General features: G+C 73.3%; 17 protein-coding genes. 10 read left to right on the forward strand and 7 right to left on the reverse strand.

Annotated elements, in window-relative coordinates:
* The first annotated feature begins 30 nt into the window (after nt 1-30).
* Nucleotides 31-897 carry an aldo/keto reductase gene (locus A3CO_RS0101180; RefSeq protein ID WP_018330404.1) on the forward strand — a complete coding sequence of 289 codons (867 nt, stop codon included), beginning with the start codon at nt 31-33 and terminating at the stop codon, nt 895-897.
* Nucleotides 898-1,018: 121 nt separating this feature from the next.
* On the opposite strand, the gene A3CO_RS0101185 is transcribed toward A3CO_RS0101180, so the two are convergent.
* The gene (locus A3CO_RS0101185; RefSeq protein WP_018330405.1) at nt 1,019-2,656 is read right to left on the reverse strand and encodes an SDR family oxidoreductase; all 1,638 of its coding nucleotides are present in this window, start codon (nt 2,654-2,656) and stop codon (nt 1,019-1,021) included.
* A 393-nt stretch (nt 2,657-3,049) separates the two neighbouring features.
* Here A3CO_RS0101185 and A3CO_RS0101190 point away from each other — a divergent pair, with 393 nt between their 5' ends.
* From A3CO_RS0101190 to A3CO_RS0101200, 3 genes are all read left to right on the forward strand, one after another.
* Complete coding sequence (locus tag A3CO_RS0101190) at nt 3,050-3,604, forward strand: hypothetical protein (protein ID WP_026204166.1); 555 nt, start codon at nt 3,050-3,052, stop codon at nt 3,602-3,604.
* A 199-nt stretch (nt 3,605-3,803) separates the two neighbouring features.
* Nucleotides 3,804-4,400 (forward strand): DoxX family protein, encoded by a 597-nt coding sequence (locus A3CO_RS29455; RefSeq protein ID WP_018330407.1) that lies wholly within the window; start codon nt 3,804-3,806, stop codon nt 4,398-4,400.
* Between the two features lie 91 nt (nt 4,401-4,491).
* Nucleotides 4,492-5,787 carry a D-arabinono-1,4-lactone oxidase gene (locus A3CO_RS0101200; RefSeq protein ID WP_018330408.1) on the forward strand — a complete coding sequence of 432 codons (1,296 nt, stop codon included), beginning with the start codon at nt 4,492-4,494 and terminating at the stop codon, nt 5,785-5,787.
* On the opposite strand, the gene A3CO_RS0101205 is transcribed toward A3CO_RS0101200, so the two are convergent.
* Nucleotides 5,730-8,186, reverse strand: coding sequence for an FUSC family protein (locus tag A3CO_RS0101205; RefSeq protein WP_018330409.1), 2,457 nt, complete (start codon nt 8,184-8,186; stop codon nt 5,730-5,732). The genes A3CO_RS0101200 and A3CO_RS0101205 overlap by 58 nt on opposite strands.
* A 178-nt stretch (nt 8,187-8,364) precedes the next feature.
* Here A3CO_RS0101205 and A3CO_RS0101210 point away from each other — a divergent pair, with 178 nt between their 5' ends.
* Both A3CO_RS0101210 and argG read left to right on the forward strand, forming a co-directional pair.
* Nucleotides 8,365-10,224: an acyl-CoA dehydrogenase gene (locus A3CO_RS0101210; RefSeq protein WP_018330410.1), complete on the forward strand. Its 1,860-nt coding sequence runs from the start codon at nt 8,365-8,367 to the stop codon at nt 10,222-10,224.
* A gap of 127 nt (nt 10,225-10,351) precedes the next feature.
* Complete coding sequence (argG, locus tag A3CO_RS0101215) at nt 10,352-11,767, forward strand: argininosuccinate synthase (RefSeq protein WP_018330411.1); 1,416 nt, start codon at nt 10,352-10,354, stop codon at nt 11,765-11,767.
* A 34-nt stretch (nt 11,768-11,801) separates the two neighbouring features.
* On the opposite strand, the gene A3CO_RS29460 is transcribed toward argG, so the two are convergent.
* The 4 genes from A3CO_RS29460 to A3CO_RS0101235 all read right to left on the reverse strand — a co-directional run bounded on the left by A3CO_RS29460 (nt 11,802) and on the right by A3CO_RS0101235 (nt 16,377).
* Nucleotides 11,802-12,683, reverse strand: coding sequence for a DUF1206 domain-containing protein (locus A3CO_RS29460; protein ID WP_018330412.1), 882 nt, complete (start codon nt 12,681-12,683; stop codon nt 11,802-11,804).
* Nucleotides 12,680-14,656: a VanW family protein gene (locus A3CO_RS0101225; RefSeq protein ID WP_018330413.1), complete on the reverse strand. Its 1,977-nt coding sequence runs from the start codon at nt 14,654-14,656 to the stop codon at nt 12,680-12,682. The genes A3CO_RS29460 and A3CO_RS0101225 overlap by 4 nt, the downstream gene beginning before the upstream one ends.
* Nucleotides 14,653-14,952, reverse strand: a complete 300-nt coding sequence (locus A3CO_RS0101230; protein ID WP_018330414.1) for a GroES family chaperonin — start codon at nt 14,950-14,952, stop codon at nt 14,653-14,655. The genes A3CO_RS0101225 and A3CO_RS0101230 overlap by 4 nt, the downstream gene beginning before the upstream one ends.
* Nucleotides 14,953-15,186: 234 nt before the next feature.
* Nucleotides 15,187-16,377, reverse strand: a complete 1,191-nt coding sequence (locus A3CO_RS0101235) for an ATP-binding protein (protein WP_018330415.1) — start codon at nt 16,375-16,377, stop codon at nt 15,187-15,189.
* Between the two features lie 193 nt (nt 16,378-16,570).
* Here A3CO_RS0101235 and A3CO_RS0101240 point away from each other — a divergent pair, with 193 nt between their 5' ends.
* Entirely contained in the window at nt 16,571-17,512 is a 942-nt protein-coding gene (locus A3CO_RS0101240; RefSeq protein WP_018330416.1) for an AurF N-oxygenase family protein, read from the forward strand.
* 9 nt (nt 17,513-17,521) lie between these two features.
* On the forward strand, nt 17,522-19,009 hold the full coding sequence (locus A3CO_RS0101245; RefSeq protein WP_018330417.1) for an FAD-dependent oxidoreductase: 1,488 nt from the start codon (nt 17,522-17,524) through the stop codon (nt 19,007-19,009).
* A gap of 257 nt (nt 19,010-19,266) precedes the next feature.
* On the opposite strand, the gene A3CO_RS0101250 is transcribed toward A3CO_RS0101245, so the two are convergent.
* Nucleotides 19,267-19,890, reverse strand: a complete 624-nt coding sequence (locus A3CO_RS0101250) for a TetR/AcrR family transcriptional regulator (RefSeq protein WP_018330418.1) — start codon at nt 19,888-19,890, stop codon at nt 19,267-19,269.
* An 84-nt stretch (nt 19,891-19,974) separates the two neighbouring features.
* Between A3CO_RS0101250 and A3CO_RS0101255 the strand changes: the two genes are divergently transcribed.
* Nucleotides 19,975-20,514: an SCP2 sterol-binding domain-containing protein gene (locus A3CO_RS0101255; protein WP_157646910.1), complete on the forward strand. Its 540-nt coding sequence runs from the start codon at nt 19,975-19,977 to the stop codon at nt 20,512-20,514.
* Between the two features lie 23 nt (nt 20,515-20,537).
* On the forward strand, nt 20,538-21,737 hold the full coding sequence (locus A3CO_RS0101260; protein ID WP_018330420.1) for an acyl-CoA dehydrogenase family protein: 1,200 nt from the start codon (nt 20,538-20,540) through the stop codon (nt 21,735-21,737).
* Nucleotides 21,738-21,819 lie beyond the last annotated feature (82 nt).

Raw genomic sequence — 21,819 nt, forward strand, 5'->3', positions numbered from 1 at the left:
GGAGATGTCGCGGGGGGAAGGAGATGCCACGTGACGACGACGCAGTCGCCGGCCGCCGCCGCCGGGACGTTCCAGCTGGGGGGCGAGTTCACCGTCCGCCGCCTCGGCTACGGCGCGATGCGGCTCACCGGGGAGGGCATCTGGGGCCCGCCGAAGGACAGCGACAACGCGCTCGCCGTGCTGCGCCGTGCCGTGGAGCTCGGGGTCGACTTCATCGACACCGCCGACTCCTACGGCCCGTACGTGAGCGAGGAACTGGTCCGCGAGGCGCTCTACCCCTACCGCGACGTCCGCGTCGCGACGAAGGCCGGCCTGTTGCGCACCGGTCCCAACCGGTGGATCCCGTGCGGACGCCCGGACTACCTGCGCCAGGAGTGCGAGATGAGCCTGCGCCGTCTCGGCGTGGAGACCATCGACCTCTTCCAGCTCCACCGCGTCGACCCGCACGTCGCCGCCGACGAGCAGTTCGGCCTGCTGGCCGACCTGCAGCGTGAGGGCAAGGTCCGCCATGTCGGGCTCTCGCAGGTGTCGGTCGAGCAGATCGAGGCCGCCGGGCGGATCGTCGACGTCGCGTCGGTGCAGAACCGGTACAACCTCGTCGACCGGTCCTCCGACGCCGAGCTGCGGCACTGCACCGAGCACGGCATCGCCTTCATCCCGTGGGCCCCGGCGGACGCCGGCAACCTCGCCCAGGAGGGCAACGCCGCCCACGACGCCGCCGTCGAGCTCGGCGCCACCCCGGCCCAGGTCGCCCTCGCGTGGCTGCTGCAGCGCAGCTCGGTGATGCTGCCGATCCCCGGCACCGCGTCGCTGGAGCACCTCGAGGAGAACTGCGCGGCCGCCACGCTGGAGCTGCCCCGCACCGCCGTCGAGCGCCTGGACGCCGCGGCCTCCTGATCCCAGCCGGCCCGCCCGGTACGAGCGGGCCGTTCGTCACCGTCATGCGTGACGAACGGCCCGTTCGTCCGTCCGGAGCGTTCCGCCGACGTCCGGGTTCCCGACGCCGGGTCGGTGCCGGTCAGGCGCCGACGCGGCTGCGGGCCTTCTCCGCGTCCCGCAGGGCCCGGTCGCGCCGACGGCGCCGGAGCGCTGCGAGCGGGCCGTACCCGTCGTCGGGAACGGCGAGGGGACCACTGCCCTCGGTGAGCTCGGCGGCGGCCACGATGCGCCGCTCCATCCCGCCGAAGACCAGGACGTGGAACGGCGCGATCACCCACCAGTAGGCGTGCCCGGCCAGGCCCTTGGGCAGGAAGATCGCGCGCTGACGGTAGACCGACCCGTCGGGCCGGGGCGCGACCCGGAGCTCCAGCCAGGCGAGGCCGGGGGCCTTCATCTCGGCGCGGAGCCGGAGCAGGTACTCCCCGTCCTCGAGGTCGGGGACCGAGCGCGGGCCGGCGTCGGAACCCTCGACGCACTCCTCCACGCGCCACCAGTCGAGCGCGTCCCCGACCTTGAGGGTGTCCTCGTCGCGCCGGCCGCGACGGAGGCCGACCCCGCCCACGAGCCGGTCGATCACGCCCCGGGCCCACCAGCCGATCGGGAACGAGTACCAGCCGCGGTTGCCACCGATCCCGATGACGACGCGCCACAGGTTGTCGGCGCTCGCCGCGGACGTCCGTTCCCGGACGTCGGTGTAGACCGTGCCGCCCGCCCACTCCGGGTCGGAGGGCAGCAGGTCCGAGGGCATCGGGTCGGACGGGGCGTAGCGCGCGTTGGCCCCCGACCACCGTGTCTCCACCTGGCCCTCGCGGATGCGGGTGAGCGCCAGGTCGACGGCGCGCCGGAAGCTGGTGAGCCCCTCGGCGGGCGGCGGGACGAGGTCGTCGATGTCGTGCTCGGAGGCGACGACCTCGTGGATGAGGGAGTCGATGAGGGGCACGGCGGTCGAGCGCGGCACGGGCGTCACGAGGTTCACCCAGTGCGAGGACAGCCGCGGCGTGAGCACCGGGACGGGCAGCATCCGCCGCGGCGGGAGGCCCGCGACCTCGGCGAAGCCCTCCATCATCTGCAGGTAGGTCAGGACGTCGGGGCCGCCGATGTCGAACGCCCGGTTGACGTCCGCGGGCAGGTCGACCGCCCCGACGAGGTAGTGCAGGACGTCGCGGATGGCGATGGGCTGGACGCGGTGGTGCACCCAGCTCGGCGTCAGCATCACCGGGAGCCGCTCGGTGAGGTAGCGCAGCATCTCGAAGCTCGCCGAGCCGGAGCCGAGGATCACCGCGGCCTGCAGCACGGCGGTCGGCACGCCGGAGCGCAGGAAGATCTCGCCGACCTCGGCCCGGGAGGCGAGGTGCTCGGAGAGCCGGACGCCCGAGGGGTGGATGCCGCCGAGGTAGACGATCCGGCGGACGCCGGCCGACCGGGCGGCCTGCGCGGTGATGAGCGCGGCGTGCCGGTCGACCTCGGCGAAACCCGACTCGGAGAGCGAGTGCACGAGGTAGAAGAGGACGTCGGCGCCCTCGCAGGCGGCGCGCATCGAGTCCTCGTCGAGCACGTCCCCCGCGACCACCTCGACGGCGTCCTGCTGCGCCCAGGGGATGTCCTTCATCTTCGCGGGGGTCCGGACCACGCAGCGGACCTCGTGGCCCTCGGCCGCGAGCCGCGGGGCGAGCCGTCCGCCGATGTAGCCGGTCGCGCCGGTCACCACGCACTTCACGGCTTCATCGTCGCGGCTCCGGGGGCGGGCCGCGACTCTGCACCGGCCACGACCTGCCTCGATCAGGGGTTCCACCACCGTGCGCATCCGCTCGATGGGGTGCACGACCGGCTGTGTGCGTCTCACGGAGGCGAGCGATCACCCGGGTGCCCGATCGAGCGGCGGGGTCTGACGCAAGGTGAGCGACGGAGCCATGAACGACACGGATGTGGTTCTGCTCCGATGGAGTGACACACGACCAGGGGGTCTTCGGGCGTGTCGCGATTCTTTCGGCGCGTCGCCCGAAAGGTGCGCCGGACCCCTGCCGTTGCCCCTCATGTCGCGGGCGAACGGAGACCACCGTTCGTCGCAGCGGCAGCAGGACCGTGTGGTTCAACGGCGGAGGTGGGGAACATGTGGGTCTGGCGCGACGAGACCGTCCGCGGCGGATGGCGTCTCGACAACACGGGCTCGTGGACGTACGACGAGCCCGCGCGCCTGGAGAGGGTGGGGGCGCCCCGGCGGGCGGAGCCCGACGCCCGGACGCGGGAGCAGTGGGCGCGCGAGCGCTTCCTGGCCGACCAGCGGGCGCGCGCCGAGCGGGAGCGGCGGCGTCCGGCGCTCGCGGCCACCCCCGGCGACCCGTTCGAGGCGGAGCCGATCTTCCGGTCGGTGGCGCACGAGGTGCGGGAGGAGCGGCACTACGAGGGGGGCCGCTACCGGCACGCCGCGCACGCCCCGGCCGAGCGCCACGGGTACATCCCGGAGCCCCACCCGGGCTCGGGGCCGTTCCCCGCGCAGGACGGCGGCCGTCGTCGGCTCGCTCCGGTGGAGGAGGTCCCGCCGCCCCCGGCCCGGGACGACTTCGGCCCGGTGACCTCGGCCGAGGAGGAACTGCGGCGGCGTGCGGAGCGTCGTCGTCGTCCCCAGGCGGAGCCGGCGGGCGGCCGGCACGTGCTGCGCCGCTGAGGAGACGCTCCGGGCCCGTCGGGGGTGTCCGGAACACCTGGACGAGCCGGCACGGCGTCGTGCCGGTCACGTGACACCGGAGGGCCTCCCGCAGACCGCGGGAGGCCCTCGGTCGTCGTGGCGGAGGTGTGCCCGCGCGCGGGGCGGGGTATCGCCCCGGCCAGCACTCGGTGCCCCAAGATCGCAGGAGGTCCTCCCCATGCTCGTCCGCCGTCTCGCCCGGCCGATGTTGGCCGCGGTGTTCATCAAGGGCGGGATCGACACCCTGCTCAACCCGGAGCCGCGCGTCGGGATGGCGGCGCCGAAGATCCAGCAGGCGGAGAACGTCGTCGGCGACAAGCTGCCGCCGCAGACCCCCACCGAGCCCGACCAGCTCGTGCGCATCGACGCCGGCGTCAAGATCGGCGCGGGCGTGCTGCTCGCCCTCGGCAAGTTCCCGCGCATCGCGTCGCTGGCCCTCGCCGCGAGCGTCATCCCGACGACGGTGGTCGGGCACGCCTTCTGGGAGGTCGACAACCCCGCGGACCGCTCCGCCCAGGAGATCCACTTCCTCAAGAACCTCGGGCTGCTCGGCGGCCTGATCCTGGCCGCGGTCGACACCGAGGGGAAGCCGTCGCTGAGCTGGCGGGCCCGTCGCGCCTCGCGCAAGCTCGCGAAGCAGACCCGGGAGCTGACCGGGTCGGCCTCCGACACCGACTTCTCCGGGATCGCCGAGTCGGCGAAGTCGGCCGCCGGCACCGCCGGGGCCACCGCCCGGGACGCCGTCGACGTCGCGATCGGCCGCTTCGTCGCCTGATCGCGTCCGACCCCCGGGGAGGGCCCGTCCGCCACGGCGGGCGGGCCTTTCCCGCGTTCGGGCCACGGCGCTGCCCCCTAGGGTGGGCCCGGTGTGGACGAACTGGTCGGGCGGGCAGCGCTGCCGGCCCGTCGCCACCGCCCGCCCGCTCGACGAGGCGGGCGTCGCGGGCGTGATCCGGCGCGCCGCCCAGCGCGGCCAGACGGTCCGGCCCGTCGGGGCCGGCCACGGTTTCTCCGACCTCGCCGTCACCGACGGCGTCCACCTCGACTGCTCGGCCTTCGCCGGGATCACCGGGGTGTCCGCGTCCGGCGGCCCCGCCGGGAAGGCCGGCCACGCCGTCGTGCGCGTCCGCGGCGGCACCACGATCGGTGAGCTCCAGGACGGACTGGCCGAACGCGGCCTCGCGCTGCCCGTCCCGCTCGACCTCGGTGCCCCCACCCTCGGCGGCGCCCTCGCCGTCGGGGCCCACGGCAGCGCGGCCTCCCGCGGGTCGCTCGCCGAGCAGGTCCTCGCGCTGCGCCTGGTCGACGGGCGGGGCCGGGTGCGCGACGTCCCCCGCGCCGACCTCGACGCCGCCCGCACCGCGCTCGGCGCCCTCGGGGTGGTCCTCGACGCCGAACTCGCCGTCGTCCCGGCCACGACGATGACGGTCACCCGCGCCCAGCGCCCCGTGGCCGAGGTCCTCGACCCGGCGTTCTGGGAGGCCCACGACCTGGCCGAGGCCGCCCTCTTCCCGTCCTCGCCGACCGCACTCGCCCGCTGGGCGGGCGTCGCCGACGGGACCGACGAGGAGGAGGCCGAGCGCGGGGTGGGCGTCACCAGCGCGGGCGCGACCGGGCGGACCGCCCTCGGCGGCGCCGTCGTCGTCGAGCGGGCCCTGCCCCGCCTCGCGCCCTCGCTCAACCGCGTCGTGTCCCGGCTCGCCCGCACCGTCTCCGCGACCGGCGCGGGCCACCGCGTCCTGTCGAACCCGCCCGCCGTGCGCTACGAGCAGACCGAGTGGGCGGTCCCCCGCGAGGTTCTGGTCGGGAGCCTGCGGACATTGCTCGCCGAACTCGCCGACGGGCTGGAGACCGGGCTGCCGGTCCGGATGCGGGTCGGCCCGGCCGAGCACGGCTGGCTGCACCCGGCCTACGGGCGCGACACCGGCTGGATCGCCGTCCGCGTCCCCCGGGGCACCGACCCAGGGCCGGTCCTCGCCCGCACCGCGACCGTGATGCGCGCCCACGGCGGGCGTCCGCACTGGGGCACGCGGCACGACTTCGACGCCGTCGACGTGGCCGCGGCCTATCCCCGGTTCGCCGACTTCACGCGGGTGCGCGACGCCTACGACCCCGACCGGGTGTTCACCAACCCCGCCCTGGCCCGGCTGCTCGGCGACTGATCGTCGTCGGGGTCGGCGGCGGCCCCGAGGTCGACGGCGAGGGCGACCACGGCCTGGTCGATGCGCCGCAGCAGGCGGGTCACCACGAGGGCGTCGTTGCGACGGCGCGGGTCCTGGGCGTACGCGGCCTGTTCCTCGGCCCGGTCCACGAGCTCCTCGGCGGAGTGCACCAGCACCTGCTCGCCGTCCGAGCGCCGCCGGCCCCGCACCACGACGTCGCGCAGCCCGTCGAGGTTCGCCCGCACGGCGGCGAGGGCGGGCTCCAGCGTGGGCCCCCAGCCCGGCGTCGGGTCCGACGCCAGGTCCGCACCGGTCCGGGCCAGCGAGCGGGCGTAGTGGTCGACGATCGTGAACACCCGCAGTGCCCGGCGGTGGCTGGACCGGCCGCGCCGCTTCGGCGTGTTCACCAGCAGCGGCTTCGTGCGGGCCCGCAGGGTCGCCAGCGACGTGTCCATGTCGCGGGCGTCCTCGAGCGCCGCCGCGCCGCCGCGACCCCGGCCCAGGATCGTGCCGACCGCCGCGTCGAGCACCGTGTCGGCGTGGTCGACGAAGTCCTCGACGGCCTCGCCGAAGGCCTCCCGGGTGCCCTTCGGCAGCACGAGGAAGGCCGCGACGACGCTCGCGAGCACGCCGACCAGCGTCTCCTCGATGCGCAGCACCAGGGTCTGCACGCTGAACTGCCCGATGAGCCCGTAGACCAGCGCGAGCACGGCCGTGATCCAGAACGCCAGCATCCCCGGCGAGACGCGCACCAGGTAGAGCGCGAGGAACGCGCACCCGAACAGCAGCACCAGGGAGAGCACCTGGTTGCCCGCCGTCAGCGCGGCCAGCCCCATCCCCGCCGCGACCCCGCCGACGGTGCCGACGACCCGGCCCCACCCGCGCGAGAGCAGGTCGCCGCGGCTGGCGGTGTTGGCGAAGACCACGAAGGACGCGATGACCGCCCAGTACCACCGCGCCGGGGCGAGCAGCTCCCCGAGCCCGATCGCGATCGTGGTCCCCACGCCCACCTGGATCGCCTGCCGGGTGGTCAGCAGCAGGCCGCGGTCCTCGGTGTCCGGCCGCGTGTCCGACCCCGACCCCGCTCCCGTTCCCGACGACGGGTCGTCGTTGCCGGAGCCCCCGGCCGTCGGCCGGCCCTCGGCGATCCCGTCCGGCGCCGCCTCGGCCGCGACGGCGACGGGCGACGCGCTCGGGGCGCGGGGCACGCCGGGCAGCACGATGCCCTCGGTCATCGCCTGCCCGGGGCGGGCCGGCAGGTCGCGCTGCGCGTACTCGACGGAGTCCGCGGTCCGGCGCACCGCGAACGCCGTGCGCTGCACCCGCTCGTGGCCCCGGCTGGTGTCGGCGACGAGGCCCGCGACCGCCCCGCGGGCGTCCGCGAGCTCGGCGAGGATCTCCCGGTGCGGCACCCGCCGGGCCGTGGCGCGGGCGAGGTGCGTGAGCCCGGTCCGCAGCGCGGTGAGCGCGAGCGCGGACGGCCGCTGGGAGTCGGTGGCCCGCACCAGCCGCCGGGTCGCGACGCCGAGCCGCTCCAGGCCCAGCTCGGTGTCGACGACCCGCAGCGCCAGCAGGTCGTTCTCCAGGCCCGGCCAGACCCGGTCCGCGACGGTGTGCTCGAGCTGGTCCTCCACCATCAACGCGGTCTCGTTGAGGCGGCGCCGGGCCCGGTAGAGCCGCTCGAGCACCGCGTCCCCGACCTGTTCGTGCTCGGCGCCCGGGAGACGTAGCGGAGCGGAGCTCGACCCTCGACCCGGCGCGCGCGTCGAGCCCTGCTGGGCCTCGGCGAGGACGTCGTCGACCCGCATCACCATCTCGTGGGCCCGCGCCCGGAAGGCGTCGACCAGCCGGCGCAGCGTCCGCTCGGGGCGCTCGGCGAACAGGAAACACCGCAGCAGCAGCGTGACCCCGAGGCCGATGACGACCGCGACGCACAGCGCCGGGATCTGAGGGGATTTGGCCTGCAGGAACTGGGTGAAGAAGAACGGCATGAACGCGCCCATGCCGAGGGCGAAGCCGCGCGGGCCGAAGCGGCGGACGTAGACCGCTCCCACCATCACGGCCACGAACACCACGTCGGCGACCAGCCGGTGGGGCGAGAGCAGCGTGCCGACGACGGTCGACGCGAGCGCCGGGAGCACCATGAGCGCGGTGGTCACGCGCTGGCGGGGCACGGTCTTCTCGTTGACCGCCAGGTTGGAGATCATCGCGAGCACGCCCGCGAAGAGCACCACCGTCACCGGCTCGTTGGTCGCGATCGTCGCCCGGCCCCACGCCACCAGCCCGGCCGCGATCGCCATCGACGCCACCGCCACCGAGGCCAGCCGCAGCCGTGCCAGGCCCGGGTCGGCGGTGACCAGCAGCGTGCGCAGCGACTCGATCGCCCTCGTCGTGCCCACGTGCCCCGTCGCTCCCCTCGTCGAGGCCGGAGTGTCCCACGCGGACGCCCGCGGCGGGATCCACTCTCGACAGGGTTACCGAGGGGTAATAGCCTGGGGTTACCGGCCGGTACGACGGCCCGAGCCCGCCGCGTCACCACCAGCGGGCCTTCTCGACGGAGCACGGAGCAGCCACGTCATGAGCCACTACAAGGCCAACGTCCGCGACATCGAGTTCACGCTGTTCGAGCTCCTGCGCGTGCAGGACCGGTTCGGACAGGGTCCGTTCGCGGAGACCGACGAGGAGACCGCCCGCGCGCTCCTGCACGAGGCCGCGGCGCTCGCCGAGGGTCCGCTCGCCGAGTCCTACGAGTCCGGCGACCGCAACCCGGTGCGGTTCGACCCGCAGACGCACACCGCGCACCTCGACGAGGGCATCAAGAAGTCCTACCGCACGATGTGGGACGCCGAGTGGTGGCGGCTCTCGGCCGACAACGCGATCGGCGGCATGGGCGTGCCCCCGTCGATCCAGTGGTCGGCCGCCGAGATGATCCTCGGCGCCAACGCGCCGGTGTTCATGTACATGACCGGCCCGAACTTCGCCTCGGTGATCTACCGCAACGGCACCGAGCAGCAGCGCCACTGGGCGCAGGTGATGGTCGACCGCGGCTGGAGCGCCTCGATGGTGCTCACCGAGCCCGACGCCGGCTCCGACGTGGGCGCCGGGCGCACCAAGGCCCGCGACAACGGCGACGGCACCTGGTCGATCGAGGGCGTCAAGCGCTTCATCACCTCGGCCGACTCCGACGACCTCGTCGAGAACGTCATGCACCTGGTGCTGGCCCGCCCCGAGGGCGCGCGCGCCGGGACGAAGGGCCTCTCCCTCTTCCTCGTGCCGAAGTTCCACTTCGACCCGCAGACCGGCGAGCCGGGCGAGCGCAACGGCGCGTTCGTGACCAACGTCGAGCACAAGATGGGCCTCAACGCCTCGGCGACCTGCGAGCTGACCTTCGGCGCCCACGGCGTGCCCGCCACCGGCTTCCTGCTCGGCGGGGTCCACGACGGCATCGCCCAGATGTTCCAGGTCATCGAGTACGCCCGGATGATGGTCGGCACCAAGGCCATCGGCACCCTCTCGACGGGCTACCTCAACGCCCTCGAGTACGCCAAGGAGCGCATCCAGGGCGCCGACCTCACGCAGCAGACCAACAAGTCCGCCCCGCGTGTCCCGATCACCAACCACCCCGACGTCCGCCGCGCGCTCATGACGCAGAAGGCGTACGCCGAGGGCCTGCGCGCGGTCTACGCGTTCACCGCGACCTACCAGGACACGGTGCGCCTGGGCGAGGCCCCCGACGCCGAGGCCGGCTCGGTCACCGCCGAGGAGGTCGCGCTCGCGGAGAAGGTCAACGACCTGCTGCTGCCGATCGTCAAGGGCGTCGGCTCCGAGCGCGCCTACGAGAAGCTCACCGAGTCGCTGCAGACCCTGGGCGGGTCCGGCTACCTGCAGGACTACCCCATCGAGCAGTACATCCGCGACGCCAAGATCGACTCGCTCTACGAGGGCACCACGGCGATCCAGTCGCAGGACTTCTTCTTCCGCAAGATCGTCAAGGACAACGGCCAGGCGCTCGTGCACGTCGCCGGGCTCGTCCAGACCTTCCTCGAGTCCGAGGCCGGTAACGGCCGGCTCAAGGAGGACCGCGCGCTGCTCGCCACCGCCCTCGGTGACGTGCAGGCCATGCTCGGCACGATGGTCGGCTACCTGACCTCCTCGCAGGAGGACGTCCGGAACCTCTACAAGGTCGGCCAGCACGCGGTCCGTTTCCTGCTCTCGGTCGGCGACATGCTCATCGGCTACCTGCTGCTCCGCGGCGCCGAGGTGGCCATCGGCGCGCTCGACCGCGGCGCCTCCGCCAAGGACACGGCGTTCTACGAGGGCAAGATCGCCGTGGCGCACTTCTTCGCGAAGAACGTGCTGCCCGAGCTGACCGCGCGCCGCGCGATCGTCGAGGGCGCGGACAACTCGATCATGGACCTGGACGTCGCCGCGTTCTGATCGGTCTCCACCCGTCCGGCAGCGAAGCGTCGTTGCTGTCACCCGGTGACAGCAACGACGCTCTACTGTCATGTGGGGCACCGGGTGATCCCCGGGTCACAGCGGCCCGGGAGATAGGTTCTGCGCTGTGTCGAAGGTCCTGACGAATCTGCCGGTCGGCGAGCGTGTCGGCATCGCCTTCTCCGGGGGTCTGGACACCTCCGTCGCGGTGGCCTGGATGCGCCACCACGGCGCCGTGCCGTGCGCCTACTCGGCCGACCTCGGGCAGTACGACGAGGACGACATGGCGACGCTGCCCGACCGCGCGAAGGAGTACGGCGCCGAGATCGCACGGCTGGTCGACTGCCGCGGACCGCTGGTCGAGGAGGGCCTCGTCGCCCTGATGTGCGGCGCCTTCCACATCCGCTCGGGCTCGCGCGTCTACTTCAACACCACGCCCCTGGGCCGCGCCGTCACCGGCACCCTGCTCGTGCGCGCGATGCAGGACGACGGCGTCGCGATCTGGGGCGACGGCTCGACCTACAAGGGCAACGACATCGAGCGGTTCTATCGCTACGGCCTGCTCGCGAACCCGCAGCTGCGCATCTACAAGCCGTGGCTGGACGCGCAGTTCGTCGACGAGCTGGGCGGGCGCGCGGAGATGAGCCAGTGGCTCACCGAGCACGACCTGCCCTACCGCGCGAGCAAGGAGAAGGCGTACTCCACCGACGCCAACATCTGGGGCGCCACCCACGAGGCGAAGACCCTCGAGCACCTCGACGAGTCCCTCGAGGTCGTCGAGCCGATCATGGGCGTGCGGTTCTGGGACCCGGCCGTGAGGATCGAGCCCGAGGACGTGACGATCACGTTCGAGCAGGGCTATCCGGTCGCGATCGACGGGGAGCGGTTCGCGAACAACGTCGACCTCGTGATGGCGGCCAACGGGATCGGTGGGCGGCACGGGCTCGGCATGTCCGACCAGATCGAGAACCGCATCATCGAGGCCAAGAGCCGCGGCATCTACGAGGCGCCCGGTATGGCCCTGCTGTTCATCGCCTACGAGCGGCTGCTCAACGCGATCCACAACGAGGACACGATCGCGAACTACCACAACGAGGGCCGCCGGCTCGGTCGCCTGCTCTACGAAGGCCGGTGGCTGGACCCGCAGTCGATCATGCTGCGTGAGTCGATCACGCGGTGGATCGGCCGCACTGTGACCGGCTCGGTGACGCTGCGCCTGCGCCGCGGCGAGGACTACACGATCGTCCGGACCGACGGCCCGGCGCTCTCCTACCACCCCGACAAGCTGTCGATGGAGCGCACCGAGGACGCCGCGTTCGGCCCGCTGGACCGGATCGGCCAGCTGACCATGCGCAACCTCGACATCGCCGACTCCCGCGCGAAGCTCGAGCAGTACGCCGCGTTCGGCCAGCTCACCGGGCAGGCGGCGTTCGTCGGTGAGCTCGAGCAGGGCCGCGCCGAGCAGATCACCGGCCGTGGTGCCGACCAGGGCACCGACGAGTCGGCCCTCGACCGCGCGGCGATGGAGTCGGGCACCGACTAGAGGTGGCCTGCGGCCTCACGGGCGCGGAGCGCACCTACACCCGCCGCGCCCGGGCCTCCGCGAACAGGTAGAGCCCGAAGGCGATGAAGCCCAGCGCCACGGCGAGCAGCAGGAACATCCCGAACGGCTGACCGGCGAGTGTCTTCAGCGCTGCGTCCAGGCCGCCCGCGCGCCGGGGATCGGCGGTGACGGCGGCGAGGGCGAAGAGCACGGCGATCACGGCGAAGGCGATGGCCCGCAGCGCGTGTCCGGCCACCCCGATCGGGACCACCGCGTCGCGCGCCCACGACGGCAGCCGGGAGCGGTCGAGCTCCTCCAGGAAGTCCCGCCGCACGCCCGTCCACGCCGTCGCACCCGCGGCGATCGCCACGACGAGCGCCACCACCCCGATCAGGATCCGGCCCCCGGGCAGCGCGAGGACGTCCGCGGTTGCCTGCTGCGAGCCGCCCGTGGACGAGCCGGACGACCCGGTCACCAGCAGTCGTACCCCGAGGACCGCCACGCCGAGGACGGCCAGGGCGCGGGCGCCGCTGCCGATGCGCTTCTGGGTGCGGTCCCAGCCGCTCGTCCACCGGTAGCCGGCGATCGCGGCCAGGCCCTGCCAGATCCCGAACGCGAGCAGGCCGAGCACGATCACCACGATGACGACGACGCCGAACGGCTCGCCGGCGATCGTGCTCAGCGCCCCCTGCTGGTCGGCCTGCCCCCCGCCGGACAACGCGATCTGCACCGCGATCGCCCCGACGAGCAGGTGGACCACCCCGTAGGCGACCAGTCCGACGCGGCCGAGGAGCTCCACGCCGCGTGCGGGTGCCTCGCCCTCGCCGCTGCGGCCGAGGCCCTCGAGCGCGCCCCGGACCTCGCGGGCGGCGCGTTCCGCCCCGCCGTGGTCGTCGTCGCGCTCCGAGGTGGTCATCCGGTGGCGCAGGTGATCTCGGGTTCCGGGTTGTAGCGGACGGTCCGCGGCTCGGTCCTCGTCTGACCGGTGCGGACGTCCGTCAGGACCCGGGTGTCGGTCACGGTGAAGCCACCGACGCCCTGCGACGGCTTGCACCTCGGGTTGGCCGAGAGGTCGCGGGTGCCGGGTGCCACCGGGTTGGTGCGCGGGCCGGTCTGCGAGGTCACGTCGTAGCGCTTCTGGCCGTAGATCTGGACCTTGATCGACGACGGGGTCCACAGGGTGCGGATGAGCACCGGGGTGTCGCCGTCATTGCGGAACTTGAGGTCGATGGCGCCCTCGAACACCGTCGCCTCGCGGCCCGCCGGGTAGCGGCTGATGTAGTAGCTGTGCTCCTTGTGCTCGACCTGCTGCAGGCCGGCGAAGTAGGTCGCGTTGTACAGCGTCGTCGCGAACTGCGAGATGCCGCCGCCGATGCCGCGCCCGGGCACGCCGTCGTCGATGATGCCCGCCTCGACGAAGCCCTGGGCGGCGTCGCGAGGTCCGGTGAAGCCGTTGAGGCTGAACGTGTCGCCCGGCTGCACTATGGCGCCGTTGACGATCTCGGCGACCCGCTTGATGTTCTGCCCGGAGTCGGCGGCGAACCCACCGGTCTGGAACTCGCCGATCACGGTGGCCGGGCCGAGGGCCTGGAGCGACTCGGTGGTGACCTTCGGCGGGGTGGTGGTGTACACCGCGTTCACGGCGCGGCCGCTCGCGGGCGGCGGCGCGGCGGGCGTCGCACCCGGCGGCACCGGAGGCGGGGTGAAGGTGGTCGGCGGGGTCGCGTCCGCCGGGCGGCCGAGCGCCGCGACGAGCCCCTGGAAGGTCTTCGGGTAGTCGACGGTCCGGCCGGTGACGGCGGGGACCACGGTGGCGGCGGCCCCGTCGAAGGCGAAGGTGGCGTCCTTCGGCTCGGCCTCGGTCGGCGCCAGGTCCTGGTCGACGATCTTCTGGGCGGCGGGCACGTCGACCCGCGGGGTGAGCCCGCCGGAGCCGTCCGGGTCGAACCTCAGGAACGACCCGATCTCGGTCGGGGACAGCGTCGCGTTCCGGGCGTCGCCGATGACGTAGGCCGGGCCGGCGACGGCGGGCGTGGCCACCTCGCGCAGGGCGCGGTCGAGGCCGTCCTGGGTGACGGTGACGGGCTGCTCGGTGACGGGCAGGCCGACGGGGGCCGCGTCGAGCCAGTGGGCGAGCACGACGTCGGGCGCGGAGCGGCTGTCGACGATCGCTCCCGGTACCGACGGGACCGGCACCGGGCGGTCGCCCTCGAAGCGGATCGTGCCCTCGGTCGAGGCCCGGTCCAGCTGCGGGCGGGCCGCGTCGACGGCCTGGCCGATCGCGACCGGGTTCCCCTTGCTGACCGGCGCGATCTCCCGGGCGGCGAAGAACGACGCCAGGCGGGTGACGGGGTTGAGCGGCTGCTCCCCCGCCTCGTCGAGGGTGGCCGGGACGTCCAGGTCCAGCCCGGCGACGCGCGGGTCGAGCGTCGTGGTGCGGGCCTCCGGCCCGGCCCCGGCGACGAGGGTGACGGGCCGGGACACGCGCGGTCCGAGCACGGTGCGCAGCGTGTCCTGCGCGGCGAGGCGGTTCATGCCCCCGATCTCGACGCCGGCCACGGTCACCCCGCGGGGCACGTTGGTCGCGGAGACGAGGAGGTCGCCGACGTAGAGGGCCGCGAGCAGGCCGACGACCGCGGCCCCCGTGAGCAGGAGCCGGCGCCGGGAGCCGCCCGACCCGGCGTCGGGACCCTCCTCCTCCTGCGACGGCGGACCCGCGACCGGGGGGATCTGCACCGTGGCCTCGGCATCGGGGTCGTACGACGGAGCCGACGGCGATCCGGCGTCGGCGGACATCGCCCGTGTCGCCTCCGCGTCCTGCTCGGTCCGGTCACCGCCGTCCGGCTCGGTGCGGGTGTTCCCGGGGGAGTCCGGCGAAGGCGTCGTCACAGGTAGAGCCCCGTCCCGCTGGTCGGCTCGATGTTCTCGCTGGCCACGGCGTGCACGTCGCGCTCGCGCATCACGACGAACGACCGGCCGTCGACCTCCACCTCGGCGTGGTCGTCCGGCCCGTAGAGGACCCGGTCGCCGACCTTGACGGTGCGCACGTGGTTCCCGGTCCCGTACACGTCCCCCCAGCTCAGCCGCTTCGACACCGACGCGGTGGCGGGGATGACGATCCCCCCGGTGCTGCGGCGCTCGCCCTCGGCGGCCGAGGGCGACACCAGCACACGGTCGTGCAGCATCTGGATTTCCAGCCGGGAGTCCGACACGTGCGAAATCGTACGGGGAGGTCGGTATCGCTCGGGTGGGTGGGAGGTGCAGCCTCCCGGAGCCGTCGGCACCCGGACATGAAGCAGCCCCGTGGCCCTGCCAGGTCGGGGGTCCGGCAGCGCCACGGGGCTCGTGACTGGTGTCGTCCGGGGGCCGTCGTTCGTTACCGACCCCGTCGTCTTCACCCGGACGGTCCAGTCACGGACCTAGTCCCGGCCGAGGAGGAACCGCCCGAAGTGCGGGACGGTGAAGGCGATCCAGCCGCGTTCGGCGGAGAAGACGAGCCCCTTGCGGAGCAGGCTGTCGCGGGCCGGGGAGAGCGAGGAGGCCCGCTTGCCGAGGTGGGCGGCGAGCTTGGCGGTCTGCACCGCCTCGTCGCGACCCTCGGCGAGCTCGGCCATGCCCTGCAGGTACTCCCGTTCGGCGGGGGTCGCGCGCTCGTAGCGGGAGCCGAAGAAGCCGACGGCGAGCTCGGCGCCGGCGTCCGGGGCGGCCACGCGGACGTCGTCGACGTCGATCGGGCTCTGCACCGCGGCGTCCCAGGCCGCCTTCCCGTAGGCCTGCACGAAGTAGGGGTAGCCGCCGGAGACCTCGTAGAGCGCCTCGAGGGCGGCCGGCGTCAGCTCGGCGTCCTCCCGCTTCGCCGGGGCGGTGAGGGCGAAGTCGGCGTCGTCCCGGTCGAGCTGTCCGATCCGCACGTAGCGGAAGAGGCGCTCGGAGTAGGACTTCGAGGCCGAGAGCACGGCCGGCAGGTGGGGCAGACCGGCCCCCACGACGACGAGCGGCGCGCCGGACTGCGAGAGCTCGTGGCAGGCGGCGCAGAGCGCCGAGACGTCGTCGAGCTGGAGGTCCTGCATCTCGTCGATGAGCAGCGCGACCCCGACCCCGACGTCGGCGGCCAGCTCGGCCACCACACCGAACAGCTCGACGAGGTCGATCTCGATGTCGCCGGAGTCCGCGCGCCCGCTGAGGACCGGCGCGTCGATCCCCGGCTGCCACCGGTCCTTCAGCTTGGCGTCCGACGGCGTCGCCTTGAGGGCGAAGGCCTTCAGGACGCCGAGCGTCTCCTCCACCCGGTCCGGGGCGCGGTGGCGGACGGCGAGGTCGCGCACCGCGCGGTGCAGGGCGGCCGAGAGCGGCCGGCGCAGATCGGCGTCCGGCCGCGCCTCGATCTTCCCGGCGCCCCACCCGGCGCGGACGGCCATCGAGCGCAGCTCGCCGAGGAGCACGGTCTTGCCGACGCCGCGGAGCCCGGTCAGCACGAGGCTGCGCTCGGGCCGCCCGCGGGACACCCGTTCGAGGACCACGTCGAAGGCGGTCAGTTCACGGTCGCGTCCGGCGAGCTCGGGCGGGCGCTGCCCGGCTCCGGGGGCGAAGGGGTTGCGCACCGGGTCCATGGCCACCTCCTGCGGATCGATCGCAGCGTATGGCGCTCTCTAGATCAGGTCCGATACATCGCGAGAAAGCGGGATCGGCGTGTCGCGGCTGTGACCGCGACAACAGGCCAGGGTTGCGGGACACCGTGTATCGGTTACCTTTGGTACGGGTAACCACAGGTAACAGTGACCGCCGGTACGGAAGGGTGCGGACATGACCACCGTCGAGCAGGGCCAGGAGACGGAGCGCAGCGGAGCCCGTCCCGTCGAGCAGGGTTCGAGCCGACGCGACGACGTCGCACAGCGGCTGCTCCGCTCGGCCGGGGAGCTCTCCTACGACCCCCTGCAGGAGGTCGACTGGGAGACCCCGCTCGACCCGGCCCACCACGGATGCAGCCCGGAGTGGAGCACGCTCTACGGCACGTCCTACTGGGACGAGATGACCGAGGCCCAGCGGGCGGCGCTGACCCGTCAGGAGGCCGCGTCGGTCGCCAGCACGGGCATCTGGTTCGAGATGATCCTGCAGCAGATGGTCATCCGGGACTTCTACGCGAAGGACCCCACCGACCCGGCGTTCCAGTGGGCGCTGACCGAGATCGCCGACGAGTGCCGGCACTCGATCATGTTCGCCCGCGGCGCGGAGAAGCTCGGGGCGCCGGCCTACCGTCCGCCGCGCCACGTCGTCGAGGGCGGCCGCGTCTTCAAGGCCGTGGCCACCGGCGAGGCGGCCTACGCCTCGATCCTCGTCGCCGAGGAGGTCCTCGACGTCATGCAGCGCGACTGGATGCGCGACGACCGCGTCGCCCCGTTCGCGCGCACGATCAACAACATCCACGTGGTCGAGGAGGCGCGGCACATGCGCTTCGCCCGCGAGGAGACCCGGGAGCGCCTCGAGGGCGTCGGCCCCGTCCGTCGTCGCGTGCAGGCGCTGCTGGTGGCGTTCGCGGCGTTCTTCATCGTCACGAGCATGTGGAGCCGGAAGGTCTACGAGAACGCCGGCCTCGACCCGGAGCGCGCCCTGCGTGAGGCGCGGGCCAACGAGCACCACCGCGCGATGCTGCGCTCGAGCTGCGCGGAGCTCATGGAGTTCCTCGGCTCGGTCGGACTGCTGACCCGTCCGGCCCGGGCGATCTACCGCGCCGCGCACATCCTCTGAGAGCCGGTCGTGTCCTTCGCCATCACGCAGTCGTGCTGCGTCGACGCCTCGTGCGTCGCCGCCTGCCCGGTCAACTGCATCCACCCGGCGCCGGGTGAGCCCGACTTCGGATCGACCGACATGCTCTTCGTGGACCCGCGGGCCTGCATCGACTGCGGGGCCTGCGCGGAGGTCTGCCCGGTCGACGCCGTGTTCCCGGTGGAGAACCTCGTCGGTCCGCTGCGGGAGTACGCGGAGGTCAACGCCGAGTACTACGCCGGGAAGGACGCCCCGGCCGCCCTCGCCGGCTCGCCGTTGTTCCACGCGTGGGACCCGGTGCGCTTCGACCGCGTCCTGCCCGCGGACTTCCCCCGCCTCGACGTCGCGGTGGTGGGGAGCGGGCCGGCCGCGATGTACGCGGTGGAGGACCTGCTCCTCCACACCACCGCCCACGTCACGATCATCGACCGGTTGACCGAGCCGGGCGGCCTGGTGCGCTTCGGCGTCGCGCCCGACCACGCGTCCACCAAGCAGATCGGCGAGCACTTCGCCCGCTACCACGACCACCACCGGGTGCGGATGCGTCTCGGTGTCGAGGTGGGGCGCGACGTCACGGCGCCGGATCTCGCCCGGCAGTACGACGCCGTGATCTACGCCGTCGGGGCCGCCGAGTCCCGCGACCTCGGCGTCCCGGGCGAGGATTTGCCGGGCAACCTCGCCTCCACCACGGTGGTCGGGTGGTACAACGGCCACCCCGACGTCCCGGCCGACACGGTGGACCTGTCCGGGCCGCGCGTGGTGGTCGTCGGCACCGGCAACGTCTCGCTCGACATCGCGCGGGTCCTCGCCGCCGCCCCGGCGAACCTCTCCGGAGTGGCTCCGGGCGCCCTCGCGGCGCTGCGGCGCAGTGCGGTCCGCGAGGTCGTGCTGCTCGGGCGTCGCGGCCCGCGCGACGCCGCCTGGACCCGCGGCGAACTGCTCGGACTCCTGCGCCGCGACGACCTCGAGGTCGTCGTCGACGACCACGACCCGCGCGTCGCGGACGAGATCGCCGCCGCCACGACCACGGAGACGGCGAGCCTGCTCCGCGACGTCCCGCTGCTCTCCGGCGCCGGGGAGCCCTCTTCCCGACGGCGGGTGGTGCTGCGCTTCCACGCCGCTCCCGCCGAGATCGTCGGCTCCGGTCACGTGGGGGGTATGCGCCTCGGGAACGGCGACGTCATCGAGGCGGGCGTGGTGATCCGGGCGATCGGCCACCGTGGCCGGGAGGTGCCCGGGCTGCCGTTCGACCCGTCGTCGGGAACGGTGCCGCACGTCGAGGGCCGGGTGCAGGACCGTCCCGGCACCTACGTCGTCGGGTGGATCAAGCGCGGTGCCTCCGGCGGGATCGGGGCGAACCGGGCCGACGCGGCCGAGACGATCGCGTCGCTCATCGCCGACGGTGCCGCGGGCGTGCTGGGTGCGGGCGCGTCGCGCAACCCCGTCACGCGGGCGCTCGGGCGGTTGGCCCGGCGCTGAGCCGGCGTGAGTGAGCGGCGCTGTCCCCGATCGCGCCGAATCCGGTTCTCTTGCTCCTTCGCTAGACAGCCGTAGACGACGTGATCGACCGGGGATCGCGGCGTATTCGGTTCTCTCGCGTCGGTGCTAGACGGACCGAGAGAGCGCGATCCGAGGGACGAGGGGTCACCATTGTCGGTCCGATCCGGCCGGTCGACGATGTGGCGAACCTGCCACTGGATGACAGCAACGACGCTTCGCTGCCATAGCGGGCGCCATCAGGGGTGTCGGAGCGCGTCCAACCCCGGCCAGACGACGGCCATCAGCATGTCGGCGAGCAGGTCGGCCGGCTCCTGGCCGTGCGTGGGGTGGTCGCCGCCGAGCCACCAGTCGGTGAGGCCCTCGGCGGCCCCGACCAGTGTGTGGGCGACCGGCTCCGCCGCCTCGGCCGACCCGCCCAGCTCGGCCGCGAGCAGCTCGGCGGCCCGGCGCACGATGGCGCGCCGCGCCGCGTCGACCGTGCCGGCGAACTCTCCGGTCGACGCCTGGCGGTAGAGCACGGTCCAGCCCTGCCGGTGGGTGGTCACGGCACCGAAGAAGGCCCGGAACGCGCGCCGGAGCCGGTCCTCGGCCCCCGGGCCGCGCGACCTGTCGTCGGGAAGGGCTGCCGCGGTGAGCGTGGCGACCAGGCGGTCGGCCTCCCGGGCGAGGCAGGCGGCGAACAGTTCGTCCTTGGTGCCGCCGTGGGCGTAGACCAGCGGCTTGGACACGCCGGCGCGCGCGGCGATCGCGTCCATCGAGGCGCCGTGCAGGCCCTCCTCGGAGAACACCGCGACGGCCGCGTCCAGCACCTGGCGGCGGCGCACCTCGGGGGCGAGGCGGCGGCGGGTCCCGGAGGTCACCCTTGCATCTTATCTACTGCTGCGTAAAGTAGCGAGGGTCAGCGGGACCGCTGGTACCTGAAACCTCACACCGGAGTGGAGACCGTGGCCGACAAGATCGACGTCAACGAGCTGGGTCGCAGCGTCGACCTCAAGAAGCTGTCCGACGAGGAGCTCGTCGGGGCGCTGCGCGACGCGCTCGCCGAGCCCGAGGGTGCGAAGACCGTCGACGCCTCGGTGTTCGCGCGGCTCGTGAAGGGCGCGAGCAAGTCCCAGCTCGAGGCGGTGATGAACTCCGACGCCCGCCGTCCCGTCATCGACGCGATCTTCGGGCGGATGAGCGAGTTCTACTCGTCGAAGGGCGCGGGCTCCAAGCGGCAGGTCGTCCACTGGCACGTGACCGGCGCCCCCGGCGGCGGCAGCGACGACTACCAGACCGCGATGCAGCACGGCACCTGCACCGTCTCCACCGGCCTCGACGAGGAGCCCCGCACCGAGCTGTTCATGAACGGCACGGAGTTCCTCAAGGTGGTCACGAACAACGCGAACCCGATCACGCTGTTCATGACCCGCAAGCTCAAGGTCTCGGGCGACGTCGGCTTCGCCACCGCCCTGCAGAAGATGTTCACGATCCCCTCGGCCTGAAGGCGCTGACCATGACTTTCTCGATGGAACTGTCCGAGGAGCACACCGACCTCAAGGACTGGGCGCACGGCTTCGCCGCCGACGTCATCCGTCCGGCGGCCGAGGAGTGGGACGAGCGCGAGGCCACCCCGTGGCCCGTCCTGCAGGAGGCCGCGAAGATCGAGCTCTACAACTTCGAGACCCTCGCGTCCTTCTGGGGCGACGAGACCGGTCTCTCGCTGCCGATCGTCAACGAGGAGCTCTTCTGGGGCGATGGCGGCATCGGCATGGCGATCTTCGGCACCACGCTCGCCGTCGCCGGCATCTTCTCCTCGGGCACGCCCGAGCAGATGGTCGAGTGGATCCCGCAGTGCTACGGCGACGCCGACGACGTCAAGGTCGCCGCGTTCTGCTCCTCCGAGCCCGAGTCGGGCTCCGACGTCGGCGCCATGCGGACCAAGGCCGTCTACGACGAGGCCAAGGACCAGTGGACGATCTCCGGCGCCAAGGCGTGGGCCACCAACGGCGGGATCGCGAACGTCCACGTCGTGCAGGCGGTCGTCGACCCGACGCTCGGCACCCGCGGCCAGGCCGGCTTCGTCATCCCGCCGAACACGCCGGGCCTCGAGTCGACCCGCAAGATCAAGAAGATGGGGCTGCGCGCCTCGCACACCGCCGACGTCTTCCTCGACGACGTCGTCGTGCCCGGCTCCTGCCTGCTCGGCGGCAAGGACAAGCTCGACGAGCGCCTCGCCAAGGCCCGGGAGGGACAGAAGTCCAAGGGCTCGGCCGCGATGCAGACCTTCGAGCTCTCCCGCCCGACGGTCGGCTCGCAGGCCATCGGCATCGCCCGGGCGGCCTACGAGTACGCGCTCGAGTACGCGAAGGGCCGTGAGACGTTCGGGCGGCCGATCATCGACAACCAGTCGATCGCGTTCACCCTCGCCGACATGAAGACCGAGATCGATGCCGCCCGCCTGCTGGTGTGGCGCGCCGCCTGGATGGGACGCAACGGCGTGACCTTCGAGGCGGGCGAGGGCTCGATGTCGAAGCTCAAGGCCGGCCGCGTCGCGGTGTGGGCCACCGAGCGCGCCATCCAGATCCTCGGCGGCGCCGGCTACTCGCGGGAGCACCCGGTCGAGCGCATGCACCGCGACTCGAAGATCTACGACATCTTCGAGGGCACCGAGCAGATCCAGCAGCTCGTCATCGCGCGGTCCATCAGCGGCCGGCACATCGCCTGACGCTCCCCGGCCGTCGGCGCCGGTCACGAGGGTCTGCTCTCGTGACCGGTGCCGTCCGTATGTCGGAGCGGACGTCGTGCTC

This window comes from Actinomycetospora chiangmaiensis DSM 45062 (assembly GCF_000379625.1).
In the GTDB taxonomy this organism is placed as follows: Bacteria; Actinomycetota; Actinomycetes; order Mycobacteriales; family Pseudonocardiaceae; genus Actinomycetospora; species Actinomycetospora chiangmaiensis.

Bases quoted from the DNA above. Each gene is read 5' to 3' on its own strand.
- A3CO_RS0101190 (WP_026204166.1), top strand. From the start codon at position 3,050: ATGTGGGTCTGGCGCGACGAGACCGTCCGCGGCGGATGGCGTCTCGAC.
- A3CO_RS29455 (WP_018330407.1), top strand. From the start codon at position 3,804: ATGCTCGTCCGCCGTCTCGCCCGGCCGATGTTGGCCGCGGTGTTCATC.
- A3CO_RS0101210 (WP_018330410.1), top strand. From the start codon at position 8,365: ATGAGCCACTACAAGGCCAACGTCCGCGACATCGAGTTCACGCTGTTC.
- A3CO_RS29460 (WP_018330412.1), bottom strand. From the start codon at position 12,683: ATGACCACCTCGGAGCGCGACGACGACCACGGCGGGGCGGAACGCGCC.
- A3CO_RS0101230 (WP_018330414.1), bottom strand. From the start codon at position 14,952: ATGCTGCACGACCGTGTGCTGGTGTCGCCCTCGGCCGCCGAGGGCGAG.
- A3CO_RS0101235 (WP_018330415.1), bottom strand. From the start codon at position 16,377: ATGGACCCGGTGCGCAACCCCTTCGCCCCCGGAGCCGGGCAGCGCCCG.
- A3CO_RS0101240 (WP_018330416.1), top strand. From the start codon at position 16,571: ATGACCACCGTCGAGCAGGGCCAGGAGACGGAGCGCAGCGGAGCCCGT.
- A3CO_RS0101260 (WP_018330420.1), top strand. From the start codon at position 20,538: ATGGAACTGTCCGAGGAGCACACCGACCTCAAGGACTGGGCGCACGGC.